The sequence below is a fragment of the Streptomyces sp. HUAS MG91 genome, assembly GCF_040529335.1.
GTDB classification, from domain to species: Bacteria; Actinomycetota; Actinomycetes; order Streptomycetales; family Streptomycetaceae; genus Streptomyces; species Streptomyces tabacisoli.
In genome coordinates this window covers 8,438,670-8,451,342 of sequence record NZ_CP159534.1, presented here as the reverse complement: position 1 = coordinate 8,451,342, position 12,673 = coordinate 8,438,670, and the positions used below count along the sequence as shown (strand labels likewise).

The window sequence follows — 12,673 nt, the reverse complement described above, 5'->3', positions numbered from 1 at the left end:
TCTATTCTCGAATAGAGCTCCACCTTGAAGCTCGTGAGGGTTGCGGTGCAAGAGCGTAAGGAAGCAAAAAACTATGGGAACTTCGAGAGATAGCCTCCCCCCTCTGGGAGCGCGAGGGGCCTCGGAGATGGCTCGTCCGTACAGCTCCTGACCTCAGGACAGCCCGAAGTTGTACCGCTCAGGCGGACCGCCCGGGATGCCGGGGCTCTTGATCGGTCTCAGGGTGGTCTGACGTTCCCTGTTGAACGGTGCGTCAACTTCAGTATTCTGAGCCTTTTTTGACACTGCCTAAATGATCTCTCTTTTATGCCACAATAACTCGCATGTCGAAGAAGGATGTGTGGGTTCGAATCGGCAGCAGGACCTTCGCTGCCAAAACTATCAAGGGAATGGACGACAGCGAACCCCGCTATCTCCAAGTCAGGGTGACTGGAGAGCGGGAGCCTTTGAAAGTCCGTGGCCGTATTCCATACCGGGCTGAGGGATTGACCGACGAGGAGCGGCGGCGTTACTCCGATTCCGTGCTGCCTGTGGTTGTCGCGCAAGGGCTCCTCGACGCGATCGCGGCCTGTACGGCGGACGGCGGGCATTGGCTGCTCAGCTTTGAGGACAACTCTGCTTGTACAGAGGCGAGTTGGGTGCGTAGCGAGTTGGGCAAGAGCGGGTTGCCGCCACAGCGGCGTGCGTATGCAGGGCCTTCGGTTACCGCGAACACGACGGCGTCGGACTCTGTGCCCGGGGGCGCGGACGGATCGGAGACGATGCCGGCGGGCGATCGTGCGCTGCTTGCCCTGGGGTACGGACGAGACAGTCATCGCCGGCGGAGTCTGGATGAGCGGGAGCGGCAGCGGATGCTCGCCCAAGTTCCTGCGCACTGGCGCGTCCCCGGTAGGTCGTCCGCGGCACCCGGGATGGCGGGCAGTGGCAGTGACGTGGAGTACGAGGAGGACGTCGCGGCGAGTGATGAGCAGCGTTGCGGGGCCAGGCACGGAGGTCTTGGGCGGATCTGCGAACTTCGCGAGAACCATGTGGGGTTGCACCGTGGGCACAGCCCTGCCGGCGTCTTCGCGTGTTGGGAAGGCGACGCCGATGTCTATGACGACTGAGGGCTGGGCGATGCTCGCGCGTGGTTGGGCGGCGGCGGTCAGTGCGGTGAGGTGAGCTTGCTGAAGACCCAGCGAAGGACTTCTTGGTCGACGCGGGTGCGGCCGGTGCGTTTGAGGGCGGTGTGGGTGAGGGTGGTTAGGCGGGCCCAGTTGCGGAAGTTGCCGTGCGCGGCGCGGCTGTCGGCGTAGGTGATGTGGTCGGGGTCGGCGTCGGCCCAGATGGGGTGGTAGAGCGGGATCGTCTGGAGGATCTCGTTGGGGGTGAGGCGGGTGAAGCGCTGCCAGATGAAGATCCGGGAGGAGAGCATCGGTTCTCGGGTCAGTGCCTGGTGGCAGCCTTCGCCGCCGACGAAGATGGCGGCGAGCTGGGTGTAGGGGTCGTCCCAGAGGTAGCGGACGTATTCCAGCTGGTCGCTTTGGAGCCACTGGGCTTCGTCCAGGACGAGGGTGCGCGGGTGGGTGGCGAGTGCGGTTTTGAGGAGGTGGTCGAACTCGCTGGCATAGCGCGGGGGCGGGCCTGGTAAGTCGAGTGCGGTGTGGAGTTCGTGGCGCACGGCGCGGGTGGTGGCGCGGGCGTGGAAGGTGATGCGGCGGATGTCCTCGGTGGGTTCGAGGGCGCGCAGGCAGCTGGTGACGGCCATGGTCTTGCCGAAGCCGGCGCCGCCGTGGACGCACATCATCGCGCGGGCCTCGATGGTGTCGGTGAGGTTTTCCCGGGCGGTGAGTAGCGCTTGGGTACTGACGAGGCGGGCGTCGGGCAGGGGGGTGTAGTGGTCGGTAGGTGCGGGTGGCAGGTGGCCGCCGGTCATGGGGAGTCCTCGGTTGGGTCTGATGGTCGGGTGCGGGCCTTGAGGGCGTCGGGGATGGCCCAGTCGGCTGGTGGCGCGGCGGGTGGGATGAGGTCGGGCAGCGCCAGGTCGGCCAGATCGGTGTACTGGTGCTGGTGCTGGTCGAGTTCACGGGCGGCTGCCGCGGCGGTCGTGGCGTCCAGACGGCGCGGTGGGACCGGTTCGGTGGCGGGAGCGAAGCGGGTGTGGCGCAGTTGCTCGGCGGCTTTCGCCTCGTCGCGCAGGTGCCGGGCGCGCTGGGTGCGGGTGCGGCGCAGCGTGGCGAGCTGCTCGTCGCTGGCCTGGTCGGCGAGGTGGGCGGTGTCGAGGTGGTGGCCGTGGGGTGTGCAGAGTTCGATCTCGTGGGTGTGGTGGGGCATGAAGCGCACCGTGACTTTGAGGCCGGTTTGTCCGGTCATCCAGTCGGCGATGTAGTCGCGGCTGCGGAAGCGGACGCCGTGGCTGGTGATGGTGCGGGTGCGGCCGTCGTCCTCGAGCGTGAACGACCATATGTCCGCCGGGGGTACGTCGTGGAGCGGGGTCGGGTCGGCCTGCCAGGCTTCGAGCGGGGTGGTGCCGTGCAGTTCGGCCGGCTGGTGTTCGGTGTTCCACCAGTGGGCCCAGGCGAGCAGGTGCCCGGTGAACGCCTCGAAGGACAGGGGTGGGGCCGTCTGGGGGCGGCGGTCGGGGCGGCGCTGCGGCTTCTTGGGGGTGTGGCCGGGCAGGGCGGCGAACAGCATGCGGGTGACGCAGTGGTTGAGGTTCTCGATGCTGCCTTTCAGGTGGGGGCTGTAGGGCGGCAGGACGGTGATGTCCGTGTCCAAGGCGGTCAGCGCGGTGGTGACGGTGCGGGAGAGGAAGTCGCGGCCGCGGTCGAAGTGCACCTGCTCGGGCAGGCCCCGACGGGGCCGTAGGGGTGGTTGCGCAGGACGGCGGAGCGCAGTGCGGCCAGGACCGAGGCACGGGGTGGCGTGCCTGGGGTGACGGCGAGGCCGGTGATGGCTTTGGTCGCGCAGTCGATGAACCACGTGACGTATGGGGGGGGGACGAGGTCGCCGTCCGTGTCGACGCGGAGCGGGGCCTGGACGTGATCGGCCTCCCAGACGTCGTTGCGCCAGGTGCGGGGGGCGTTTGGCGAACACATCGTGGGCGCGCGCTGCTTCGGGGCCGTGGCGGTAGCCGGCCCGCTCCCCCGCCGTCAGGTCGCGGCGCACCGCGCGCAGGAACGTCGGCAGTGACGGCACGGTCTGGAGTAGCGGCACTGCTGCGGGCGGGGCGCCGCCTGGAACGGGTATGACAGGACGCGAGCCGGATTCGATGCTCGATGTCGGGGTGTCGTTCTCTTCGAGCGGCTCGGTAGCGGCGGCCCGGGCGCGGGCGACCAGTTCGCGGTGGACCGCGGAGGCGTTGCCGTGCCAGTACGCGAGCAGCACCCGGATCTCGGGGGTGATCTCGAACCGTTCGACACGGCGGGCTCCCGGGCGGGCGGCTGTCTCGGGTGTGGTGGTGGCGTCGGCGAGCCAGCGCCACACGGTGCGCTCGGATACGTTCAGGCACTGGGCGGTGGTGTGGACGTGGGCGCGGGTGAGCCGGCGTGCGGTGCGCAGGGCGAGCAGACGGCGCAGCGGCGGCGCCCGCAGTGCCGTCAACGTCACGGGATCCAGCACGGGCTCGGATCGGGGTGGCGCCAGCGTCGGGGCGTCGTCGTCCGGAGTGGTCGCGGTCATGAGGGGTGTCCTTCGGCCCGCGGGGTGGAATCGGTCAGAGGCTGACGGGACCAAGGCGGGAACAAGCGCGCCTGCAAGGCACGGTCCGCCACTGCCCCGGGGGCACGGGCCAGGGCCGCATACGCGTGGGAGGTGGTCTTCGCCCAGGTACGGAAGTTCCCCCTGGCGTGGGTGGTGTTGGTGTGCAGCAGATCGGTGTCCGTCGCCGCGTCCCACAGTGGGTGGAACAGGCGCAACACCGCGGGTACCTGGCCGGTGTCCAGGCGGGGCACCTGCTGCCAGGTCAAAACCCGGGAGGCCAGCGCGGAAGCACGCGCAAGGGTGCGCTCGGCGCCCGCACCGCACAGCACGAGAGAGGCCTGCGTCGTGGGCGCATCCGCGAGGAGGCGCAGGTAGTCCAGTTCCGGCGCGGCGATGCGCTGTACGTCATCGGTGACCAGCACGCCCGGGCCTGAAAGGCCTCAAGTAGCGCGCGGTCGGCCACCAGCGCGCGGTGCACCGGGCGCTTGACGAACTGGCCGGCCGCCTGGCTCAACCGGGTCCTGCGCCGCGCCGGCTGCCTCGGGGTCCACACCCGGGACGGCATGGAATACCTCGACCCGACGGCCTAGCGCGCGTTCGCGGTCGCCGACCACCAGTTCGCCCACGCCTACGTACGGCGGCCCGAGGACATCGCCGGGGTGCGTCGGGCGCTCGACGGCGTCGCAGGCGTCGCCCGGCTGCTGGGCGAGGCGGGCAAGAAGGAACACGCTCTGGACCACCCGCGCTCCGGTGAGCTGGTGGCGCTCGCCGAGCCGGACTCCTGGTTCACCTACGACTACTGGCTCGATGACGCCCGCGCCCCGGACTTCGCCCGGCTCGTGGACATCCATCGCACGCCCGGCTACGACCCCGCCGAACTGTTCCTCGACCCCCACGACCCCTACGTCAAGGTGCGGGCGGCGGGCGCGGTGGCCCGCAAGAAGCTGGGCATGCGCTACCGGATGGCGGTCGTCCCGCTGGACCCGGCCCCGGTGCGCGGCAGCCACGGCAGGCTGCCCGAGTGTCCCGAGGACGGCCCGGTGCTGCTGTGCTCACGCCCCGGCGAGGTCAGGTCAGGTCAGGTCAGCGGGACCCTCGCCGCGACCGAGGTGAGACCGCTGCTGCTGCGGCTCGCCGGACTCACCTGACCCCCACCCCGCCCCCGGGTGCGCACTGCCGGTGGAAGACGGGCGGTCCGGGCGGTGTGCACCGCCCGGACCGCTCAGGACACCCGCCCGACAGCCCTGCTCACCGGGCAAGCCGGGCGGGCTCGCCCAGCCGGGTCAGCTTGCCCGGGTTGCGCACCACATAGATCCGCGCCACACGCCCGCCGGCCACCTCGACACTGATCGCGGTCGGCGCGCCGTCGAACTCGATACGGCCCGCCGGCGTGCCGTTGAGCCACACCGCCCGCGTCCCGTGCTCGTCGCCCACCTGCCGCACCCGGGCGAGCACCGGTGCCACGGCGGCCGCGCCGTGGATCGGCACGAGCGCGGCGGCCACCACCCCGCCCCCATCGGTGATCATCACGACGTCGGGTGCCATGACCTCCAGCAGGTCCTGCAGCCTGCCGGTGCGCAGCGCGGCCAAAAACCGCTCCACCACCGCCTCCTGCTCCGAGCGGCTCACCCGCACCCGGGGCCGGCGGGCCGCCACGTGCTCACGCGAGCGTTTCGCGATCTGCCGCACCGCGGCCGCCGACTTCCCGACAGCCTCGGCGATCTCCGCATACGGCAGGTCGAAGACCTCACGCAGCACGAACACGGCCCGCTCGGTGGGAGCGAGTGTCTCGAGCACCGTCAGCATCGCGATCGACACGCTCTCCGCGAGCTCGACGTCCTCCGCCACATCGGGGCTGGTCAGCAGCGGCTCCGGGAGCCACTGCCCCACATAGTCCTCACGGCTGCGCGACAGGCTCCGCAGCCGGTTGAGGGACTGGCGGGTGACGGCCCGCACCAGATACGCCCGCGGCTCGCGCACCAGACTGCGGTCGACGTCGGCCCAGCGCAGCCAGGTCTCCTGCAGCACGTCCTCGGCGTCGGCCGCGGAGCCGAGCATCTCGTAGGCCACGGTGAACAGCAGCGCCCGGTGGGCGACGAACGGATCATCGGTCATGGCGTCATGAGTCACACCGATCATGTTGTCAGCCGGCGTCCGACACCTGAGGGCGCTTCACGGCCAACGGGACCTGGCACGCCTCGGAATAGCCCTGCGAGGTGATGCCGTGCGCGGTGTTCACCCGGGTCGACAGGTTCGCGAAACCGATGAACACCGTCAGCTCGACCAGACCCGCCGCACCGAGCTGCTTGAGCAGACTCGCCGACAGCTCGTCGGTGACGGTCGGCGGGGTGTTGGTCATCGCCTCGGAGTACTCCATCACCTCGCGCTCCAGCGGAGTGAACACCTCCGAATCGCGCCAGTTGGGCACCTGGCTGGCCTTGTCCAGATCGAGGTTCTGGTTCAGCGCGGCAAAATAGTTGATGTCCAGGCACCAGCTGCAGCCGACCTGCGCCGCCACCGCCATGTGCGAGAACGTCTTCAGGCTCTCGTCGACCTGGTCCCACGCGGCCACCTTCGCCGAGAACTCCAGATTCGACGTGGCGACGGCCGGCTGGTTGAAGACGACCTCGACCGGCTCCGGCACGGAACCGAGCTGTCGGGCCAGCGCCTCGGCCATCTCGGCGGGCAGCTCGGCCTTGGGGATACGCGGGGCCATGGTGTTCTCCTTCTCGAAAGGCCTTGCGGCCTGGTTGTCATGAAGACACCGCCGCACGCACGAGTGTGACAACCACCCCCGTACGCCGGCGGGCATGCCTGCGCCGCGGCCGAACAGCTCGCTTCAGAGCGCCGGGAACTTCAACAGCTCACCCGCACTGTCGCTCTGGGTGTTGCTGGTGACGTAGATGCCGCCCCGTCTGCTAAAGGGCTGTCCCGTAAGTGGGCGGGGTGAGCAACAGTCCCAGAGCGAAGGGACTGTCTCACGTGGCTGATCCCCGAAGGGCTTGTTGCCACTCGTCCATGACATCGCGGGACTCGTCCAGGGCGGGATCGCGGCTTCTGCCGGCTGCGTAGGCAGGGGACCGGTCTGCGTGGAGCGGTACATGGGCGCAGTACCAGGCCCGCTTGGCGCCTGCTTGTTCCGCGTCCGTGCCGGTCCGTAGGTAGTCGAGCAGTGCGGTCATGACTCGGCGGCGCCCGAAGGCGTAGACCGCGGGTTCGACGAACCAGCGGCAGAAGCTGGGGTCTGGGTCGTAGACGGCTGCGGTCAGCAACGGGGCGAAGAACTCCTCAGGCAGGTGGGCGCGTTCGAGCAGTGACTTGCGCGCCGCATGAGCCAGGTGCCGTGCGCGGCGGGCTTCCGGCACATCGGCCGCATCCCCGAGATCCATCAGCCGCGCCACCTCAGTGGCACATGACAAGAAGGTGCGCGCGACGGGGGGGTTGGTGTGTTCTTCGTCAGTCATGGCGGCATTTTGGACCTGCTCAGGCCGAGACGGCACGGAGGCGGTGGCTGCTTCTGACCGAGTGGAACGATCATGTGGTGGCTGGTGTGATCACGGCGTCGGTGCCGTCTTGGATAGAGCCGTTCACCGGACTGACCTTGCGCTGCTTCGGCAAGCTGGTTGCCTCTGTGCGACGCGAGCAAGCCTCGGATCAGCAGCGCGGCCGGCCCTGGAGCCTGCCGCTGGAAGACCGCGTCCTGTTGGTAACGGCATACTGGCGAACGAACTTGACGATGCGACAGCTTGCTCTGCTGCGGTCCCTGGCTGCGATACGCCTGTAGTTGCAGCGCGGTTCGTCCACGCATCACGGTGGCGGCGACGATCGGGCCTGCGGATCGCTCCAGACGGATTTCATCCGTACTGCTCGCAGGAATCAGCAGCCCGCCAAGATCGACGCGGCTGACCTGATCGGCAGCTGGATCGATCTCAGAGGCGTCCCATGGTCCGGTATCGGTACCGCGCCTGGTAGGAAAGAGCGGGTCGCCCGCCATCAGGATCTCGATCGAAATCTCCTGACCGGCATCCAGCAGATGGGCGATCTCCTCGCGTCATTCAGGGACTCCTTCTCCGCGATCTCGGAGAACAACAAGAGCACAGCGCCTGGTGGGCTGCGGCGTATCGGCGACGTCGAAGACGCGGCGCACCTAGTCGAGCGGCACCCGGGTATGGAACAGGTCGCTCATCGAGTTCACAAATACGGTGCGCGGACTCTTCCAGCCGTACGGGATCGCGAGCGCATCGGGATGCACGTGGAGCCCGGGCCCCGGCCCCGACGTGCGCGGGTCGCCGTCCATCTGATACTTGGGCGGGCCCATCGCCTTCAGACGCTTCGCCAGTGTCAGCGCATAGCCGTTGTCACAACCGCTGGAGATGCGGTCAGAACCGGTCGTCGGGTTCCATGTCGCTTCGGTCCGCTCGATCGCGCTGCGCTCACCCACCGGCGGACCCTCCGTTCCCTGGGCGCAGCCCCGTCCGCCTCCGCACAAGACGCGGGACGCTGACAGTCCAATGAGCCGTCGTCCCAGCGGACATCGGCGTCCAACCTCCACGGGGCCGAGGACGCTTGCCAGCCCCGCAAAACGAAGTTGAGTGAACGATCAATGCTCTCAAGAATTCCCGGTCTGCGGCTGCGAGATTCGGCAAGCGCGCCTACATCTTTGACGGCACTGTCATCCTCGCCTCGATCAGACTCTGGCTCCGACCGTGACCGCTGTTCAGGCGCGTCCTAGAGCAGTGCTAGCTGGCTCACCACAATCTCGGCTGTCCTTGCATAGCGGTCCGGCTCACCCGGGTGAGTCTCTCCCAGTGGACCTGCGCTCTCGCTGTGCGCGACGAGCCTGAAGATCAGTGCACGGATCAACATCTGCGGCCAGTCAGGATGATCGCTGCCAGCCGCCAGCAGGTCAGACGGAAGATCGTACCACAACAGCCCGTCTGCAACGACGATCGCCTCGGCGAACACCGGCGGCCGCCAGTACGGGGAAAAGTCGATCACGGCGGGCACTTGATCCGGAGCGAACAGGACGTTGCCCGTGAGATCGCCATGGATGAGCTGAGCTGTGTCCTGCGTAAGCGGGCGCCTCAGCTCCAGCAGGGTCGAGTACGGCGCGGCGAGGTCGTCGATCACGTCGATGTCCTGCTCGCCCCACGCGACTCGGTCGCCCACAGCCCACGGGTGCACATGCCGATCAAGGAATCCGGGCCGGGGCACATGCCGCAGAGCGTTGTGGAAGGCGCGGTCGGCACTGAGTACGCCGGTCCAGTGCTCCTCTGGTCCTGGTTGACCGGTCAGGAACTCGTTGGCGGTCCAGCCGTCGACGACGCTTCGCCCGTCGGCGGCCCGCAATGGCAGTGGAACACGGAAGCCGCTGTCTGACGCCAGCTCCTCGAACAGGGAAGCTGCCCACTCGACCTCGTCGTCAGTGCCCTCGGCGGGCTTGAATACAAACCCACCGACGAGAACGCTTCGCCCCTGCCCACCAGCCAGCGGGACAACAGAACCCTTCGCACCAAAGGCGTCAAGTACAGCAGGGGCTGGGACAGCGTTGCTCGGCATTTCAGTCACGCCGGTCATCCTGCCGACGGCATCGTGCCCAGCGCACCTTGATTTCGCTCAACCCCATCCGTCACACGGCAGCAGGGAAGAAGGCAGGCAGGCCCAGCGGATCTGTGCCTCCCACAGCGGCGGCCAGAACGTGGTCCGTCGCTCCGACGAATCCCTGGCGCGGTTCCATGTCGCGTTCCCTCCAGGGGTTCGGTAGGCGCAGTACTTCTGGAAGTCGTGCGCCTACTTCGCTGACGCAGTCGTGGACCTGGCTCGCCAGCGGCAACTGGGACAAGACCGTGCGGTTGTGGAACCCGGCCAGCGGACCTGTGCGCCGATTCGTATGGGCAGCACGGGTCGTTATGCTCGCGGCACCGCAACCACATCGGAGAACTGGATGACCGACGGCACTGCTTGGATAGGCGCGCATAAGCACACTCCTGTTTCCGGGGCTGTGCAGGGAATGCTCGGTGGAATTTCGCTTACGGTGGCCAGCGGTATTGAGCCTGACGAATTCCTCCTCGCGCTGGGCGCGGACGTGGATGAGCTGGCTGCGCGCATCCCATACAGGGACCTTGAGGTGCCGGTGGGGGGTTCTGGGCGTCCCTCGCCCGCGGTCAGTCCAGTCATGTACGGGACGTGCGGCGACTGGGTGTACGTGCTGGAGGACTGGGGGGCCGCGTCGTGGTCCACCGGATGGCGCAAAGTGGAGTCGATGCGGCCGCGGCCGGGCGAGGAGATCGTCTGTGTGACTGTCAACCGTTTCAGCCCGCCGCCGCAGATCCTTCATGTCCCGGGTGACGAGCGGGCGCGGCGGGCCGAGTTCGGCCAGGACACCGGCGAAGCGTCCGCCCTGGACTCGGCGCTCCACGCGGCGGGCGCGGTCTTTCCCGCTATCGGGGACGTTGGCGAAGCTGCTGTGGTGGAGTACTACGAGGAACACGGGCCGCGACTGCCCGAGGCGGTGTTCACCGCCGTCGGCAGCTACTGCGGTCTGTCCATCGACGAGGCTACGGTCCGGGCCGGTGGCCTTCCTGGTGTGCTCCTGCCCATGCCCTGACCGTGCCGTACTCGCAGTCGAGGACGCACCAGCGCCTTCGCCCGGGACCCAGTGGGGCGCGACCACCTCGCCCAGACCGCCAACTGCACCGCCACCGGGCCACCGTTCGGAATGCTCATGATCGGCGATTACAGCAACCTTCGAGGCGGTTATTCCGACTTCAACGATCGCATCTGGATCGCGTCCAGCGCCCGCAAAAGCGGCTCACCGGCGAGCCGGTTGAGCCAGGAGTCCAAGGTCCCACTGGCTGGTCGGTGAAGACGGGGTGTTGTAATGCCTCGTGTTTTCGCTGCATACGCCGAGATCGAGATGTGACCTGCGGCTTCTCGCGGCGACTCATGCCGCTTCATCTGCGGTTGTCACAGCTCCCGGTGCACGCCTGCCAGGTTCGCTGAGACCGCGCCGAACGAGCAGGCCGCTGACCTGCGATGTCTCACTGCTGGCTGCTTGTCACAACTGCTCATTCAGCGGCCTTTGTGTCACCAGTCCCGCGACCAGTTGCTGGAGGGGTGCGCAGCCGTGGGCGTTCTCCCTGAGGTCCGAACATGATCAGATACTCGACCGGTCCGTCGGGTCCGGCGTTCGCGACTGCGTGGGGCGTGCGGGTGTCGAATTCGACGACGTCCCCGGCGGTCAGGACGAGGTCCTGGCTGCCGAGTGCGAGCCGCAACCGCCCGTACAGGACGCACAGCCACTCGTAGCCCTCGTGGGACGCCTGTCGGGGCCGTCCGGGCGGCTCGGCAACGGCGGGCAGGACATGTTTGTGGGCGTGCAGGCCGCCGACGTAGCGGGTCAGTGGCACGACCGCCTTGTCGTCGCCGAAGCTGAGCGGCGCCGTGGCGGGGGGCGCGGCCGCAGGGGCGGGTGCGGTGCCGGCCAGTTCGTCCAGGGAGACTCCGTATTCCTGCGCCAGCCGGAGTACCACTTCCAGGGTGGGCTTGCGCCGGCCGGTCTCGATCCGCGACAGCGTGCTGGGCGAGATGCCGGTTGCCCGGCTGACATCGGCGAGGGTGACGCCATGGCGCTCGCGCACGAGCCGCAGCCGCGGCCCCATCGCCGCCGTCGTCCGGGTCACCTCGTCACCTGTCACCGTCCCTGTTCCTTCCTGCCGTGCCGCTTCACCGCTCTTTCCTGCAACCTTGCCAGGATGGCAACAGTGATCGCGTCGAGGGGCCGCCGCGTCGCATGATCGGTGGGTACTCGCCGGCCGTCCGCGAACCGAGGAGGAGTCGCCCATGCGATCCGAACTCACCGCCGTACTCGACCACCGCATCGTCCAGGCCCCGGCCGGGCGCCTGCACCTGGTCGAGCAGGGTTGCGGCCCGCTGGTCCTGCTCGTGCACGGCTTCCCCGAGTTCTGGTACTCCTGGCGGCGCCAGCTCCCGGCCCTCGCCGCGGCCGGGTACCGGGCGGTGGCGATCGACGTCCGCGGCTACGGCCGCTCCTCCAAGCCGGAGACGGCCGACGCCTACCGGATGCTCGACCTGGTGGAGGACAACGTCGCCGTCGTGCGCGCCCTCGGCGAGGAGAGCGCGGTGGTCGTCGGCCACGACTGGGGCTCCAACATCGCCGCCGCCTCCGCTCTGCTGCACCCCGGGGTCTTCCGCGCGGTCGGCTTGTTGAGCGTTCCGTACGCGCCGCCCGGCGGTCCCCGTCCCACCGATGTCTTCGGCCGGATCGGCGGCCCCGAGCAGGAGTTCTACGTCTCCTACTTCCAGGAGCCCGGCCGCGCCGAGGCGGAGATCGAGCCCGATGTCCGGGGCTGGCTCGCGGGCTTCTACGCGGCTCTGTCCGGCGACACCATGCCGGCCGAGGGTGAGCCCGACCCGCACTTCGTCGCTCACGGCGGGCAGTTGCGCGACCGTTTCCCCGCCGGCCCGCTCCCGGCCTGGTTGAGCGAGGACGATCTCGACGTCTACGCCGGGGAGTTCGAGCGCACCGGCCTGACCGGTGCCCTCAACCGCTACCGCGCCATGGATCGCGACTGGGAAGACCTCGCCCCTCATCGCGGCGCCCCGATCGAACAGCCCGCCTTGTTCATCGGCGGCGCCCTGGACGCGTCCACCACCTGGATGGCCGACGCCATCGACGCCTACCCCACCACCCTCCCCGCCCTGTCCGCCTCCCACCTCCTGGACGGCTGCGGCCACTGGATCCAGCAGGAACGCCCCGACGAGGTCAACAGCCTGCTCACCGGCTGGCTCGCCACCGTCCAGGACTGAACCTGGCGGCTGCCCCGGGCAGTTTGGCGGTGCGTTTCGGGCGGGGCCGCACCGAGGCAGGGCATGGCGGTCTGCTCGGTGATGCCGAGCAGTCGCACCGCACGTACTCCACTATGCCGGTGACAACACGCGTGCCTCTGTGACGACTATCGTGCCCCGGCTC

The 12,673-nt window shown here is 68.6% G+C and carries 12 protein-coding genes and 4 pseudogenes; 6 read left to right on the top strand and 10 right to left on the bottom strand.

All coding sequences use genetic code 11. The annotated features are described in order from the left end of the window. The first annotated feature begins 323 nt into the window (after positions 1–323). Positions 324–1,106, top strand: a complete 783-nt coding sequence (locus ABII15_RS38410; protein ID WP_353946921.1) for a hypothetical protein — start codon at positions 324–326, stop codon at positions 1,104–1,106. A gap of 38 nt (positions 1,107–1,144) precedes the next feature. Here the strand turns inward: ABII15_RS38410 and ABII15_RS38405 are convergent, their stop codons facing one another. Genes ABII15_RS38405 through ABII15_RS38395 form a run of 3 tightly spaced genes read right to left on the bottom strand, consistent with a single transcriptional unit; the run spans position 1,145 to position 4,103 of the window. Further along, complete coding sequence (locus ABII15_RS38405) at positions 1,145–1,915, bottom strand: ATP-binding protein (RefSeq protein ID WP_353946920.1); 771 nt, start codon at positions 1,913–1,915, stop codon at positions 1,145–1,147. Continuing rightward, positions 1,912–3,660, bottom strand: coding sequence for a Mu transposase C-terminal domain-containing protein (locus tag ABII15_RS38400; protein ID WP_353946919.1), 1,749 nt, complete (start codon positions 3,658–3,660; stop codon positions 1,912–1,914). The genes ABII15_RS38405 and ABII15_RS38400 overlap by 4 nt, the downstream gene beginning before the upstream one ends. Further along, a complete protein-coding gene (locus ABII15_RS38395) occupies positions 3,657–4,103 on the bottom strand; it encodes a hypothetical protein (protein WP_353946918.1) in 447 nt (148 codons plus the stop codon). The genes ABII15_RS38400 and ABII15_RS38395 overlap by 4 nt, the downstream gene beginning before the upstream one ends. An 87-nt stretch (positions 4,104–4,190) precedes the next feature. Here ABII15_RS38395 and ABII15_RS38390 point away from each other — a divergent pair. Further along, a pseudogene (locus ABII15_RS38390) lies at positions 4,191–4,829 on the top strand (alkaline phosphatase family protein); the annotation flags it as partial. Positions 4,830–4,929: 100 nt separating this feature from the next. On the opposite strand, the gene ABII15_RS38385 reads toward ABII15_RS38390, so the two are convergent. The 3 genes from ABII15_RS38385 to ABII15_RS38375 all read right to left on the bottom strand — a co-directional run bounded on the left by ABII15_RS38385 (position 4,930) and on the right by ABII15_RS38375 (position 7,145). Next, positions 4,930–5,796, bottom strand: a complete 867-nt coding sequence (locus ABII15_RS38385) for an RNA polymerase sigma-70 factor (RefSeq protein WP_353946917.1) — start codon at positions 5,794–5,796, stop codon at positions 4,930–4,932. Between the two features lie 28 nt (positions 5,797–5,824). Further along, on the bottom strand, positions 5,825–6,397 hold the full coding sequence (locus tag ABII15_RS38380) for a carboxymuconolactone decarboxylase family protein (RefSeq protein WP_353946916.1): 573 nt from the start codon (positions 6,395–6,397) through the stop codon (positions 5,825–5,827). Between the two features lie 262 nt (positions 6,398–6,659). Continuing rightward, on the bottom strand, positions 6,660–7,145 hold the full coding sequence (locus tag ABII15_RS38375) for a hypothetical protein (RefSeq protein WP_353946915.1): 486 nt from the start codon (positions 7,143–7,145) through the stop codon (positions 6,660–6,662). Between the two features lie 77 nt (positions 7,146–7,222). On the opposite strand from ABII15_RS38375, the pseudogene ABII15_RS38370 reads away from it, so the two are divergent. After that, positions 7,223–7,438, top strand: a pseudogene (locus ABII15_RS38370) (transposase family protein); the annotation flags it as partial. A 42-nt stretch (positions 7,439–7,480) separates the two neighbouring features. Here ABII15_RS38370 and ABII15_RS38365 read toward each other — a convergent pair. Next, positions 7,481–7,675, bottom strand: a pseudogene (locus ABII15_RS38365) (DUF3710 domain-containing protein); the annotation flags it as partial. A gap of 153 nt (positions 7,676–7,828) precedes the next feature. Continuing rightward, positions 7,829–8,122 carry a DUF5131 family protein gene (locus ABII15_RS38360; protein ID WP_353946914.1) on the bottom strand — a complete coding sequence of 98 codons (294 nt, stop codon included), beginning with the start codon at positions 8,120–8,122 and terminating at the stop codon, positions 7,829–7,831. A 137-nt stretch (positions 8,123–8,259) separates the two neighbouring features. Between ABII15_RS38360 and ABII15_RS38355 the strand changes: the two are divergent. After that, positions 8,260–8,391, top strand: a pseudogene (locus ABII15_RS38355) (IS5/IS1182 family transposase); the annotation flags it as partial. A gap of 18 nt (positions 8,392–8,409) precedes the next feature. Here the strand turns inward: ABII15_RS38355 and ABII15_RS38350 are convergent. Further along, on the bottom strand, positions 8,410–9,240 hold the full coding sequence (locus ABII15_RS38350) for an aminoglycoside phosphotransferase (protein ID WP_353947325.1): 831 nt from the start codon (positions 9,238–9,240) through the stop codon (positions 8,410–8,412). A gap of 385 nt (positions 9,241–9,625) precedes the next feature. Here ABII15_RS38350 and ABII15_RS38345 point away from each other — a divergent pair, with 385 nt between their 5' ends. Beyond that, entirely contained in the window at positions 9,626–10,288 is a 663-nt protein-coding gene (locus ABII15_RS38345) for a hypothetical protein (RefSeq protein ID WP_353946913.1), read from the top strand. Positions 10,289–10,748: 460 nt separating this feature from the next. On the opposite strand, the gene ABII15_RS38340 is transcribed toward ABII15_RS38345, so the two are convergent. Next, on the bottom strand, positions 10,749–11,378 hold the full coding sequence (locus ABII15_RS38340) for a helix-turn-helix transcriptional regulator (protein WP_353946912.1): 630 nt from the start codon (positions 11,376–11,378) through the stop codon (positions 10,749–10,751). A 145-nt stretch (positions 11,379–11,523) separates the two neighbouring features. On the opposite strand from ABII15_RS38340, the gene ABII15_RS38335 reads away from it, so the two are divergent. Continuing rightward, positions 11,524–12,510, top strand: coding sequence for an alpha/beta hydrolase (locus ABII15_RS38335; protein ID WP_353946911.1), 987 nt, complete (start codon positions 11,524–11,526; stop codon positions 12,508–12,510). Positions 12,511–12,673: the final 163 nt, after the last annotated feature.

What these genes read in the sequence shown, in the direction of transcription:
- ABII15_RS38410 (WP_353946921.1), top strand. Translation starts at nt 324, where the DNA reads ATGTCGAAGAAGGATGTGTGGGTTCGAATCGGCAGCAGGACCTTCGCT.
- ABII15_RS38405 (WP_353946920.1), bottom strand. Translation starts at nt 1,915, where the DNA reads ATGACCGGCGGCCACCTGCCACCCGCACCTACCGACCACTACACCCCC.
- ABII15_RS38400 (WP_353946919.1), bottom strand. Translation starts at nt 3,660, where the DNA reads ATGACCGCGACCACTCCGGACGACGACGCCCCGACGCTGGCGCCACCC.
- ABII15_RS38385 (WP_353946917.1), bottom strand. Translation starts at nt 5,796, where the DNA reads ATGACCGATGATCCGTTCGTCGCCCACCGGGCGCTGCTGTTCACCGTG.
- ABII15_RS38380 (WP_353946916.1), bottom strand. Translation starts at nt 6,397, where the DNA reads ATGGCCCCGCGTATCCCCAAGGCCGAGCTGCCCGCCGAGATGGCCGAG.
- ABII15_RS38375 (WP_353946915.1), bottom strand. Translation starts at nt 7,145, where the DNA reads ATGACTGACGAAGAACACACCAACCCCCCCGTCGCGCGCACCTTCTTG.
- ABII15_RS38350 (WP_353947325.1), bottom strand. Translation starts at nt 9,240, where the DNA reads ATGCCGAGCAACGCTGTCCCAGCCCCTGCTGTACTTGACGCCTTTGGT.
- ABII15_RS38345 (WP_353946913.1), top strand. Translation starts at nt 9,626, where the DNA reads ATGACCGACGGCACTGCTTGGATAGGCGCGCATAAGCACACTCCTGTT.
- ABII15_RS38335 (WP_353946911.1), top strand. Translation starts at nt 11,524, where the DNA reads ATGCGATCCGAACTCACCGCCGTACTCGACCACCGCATCGTCCAGGCC.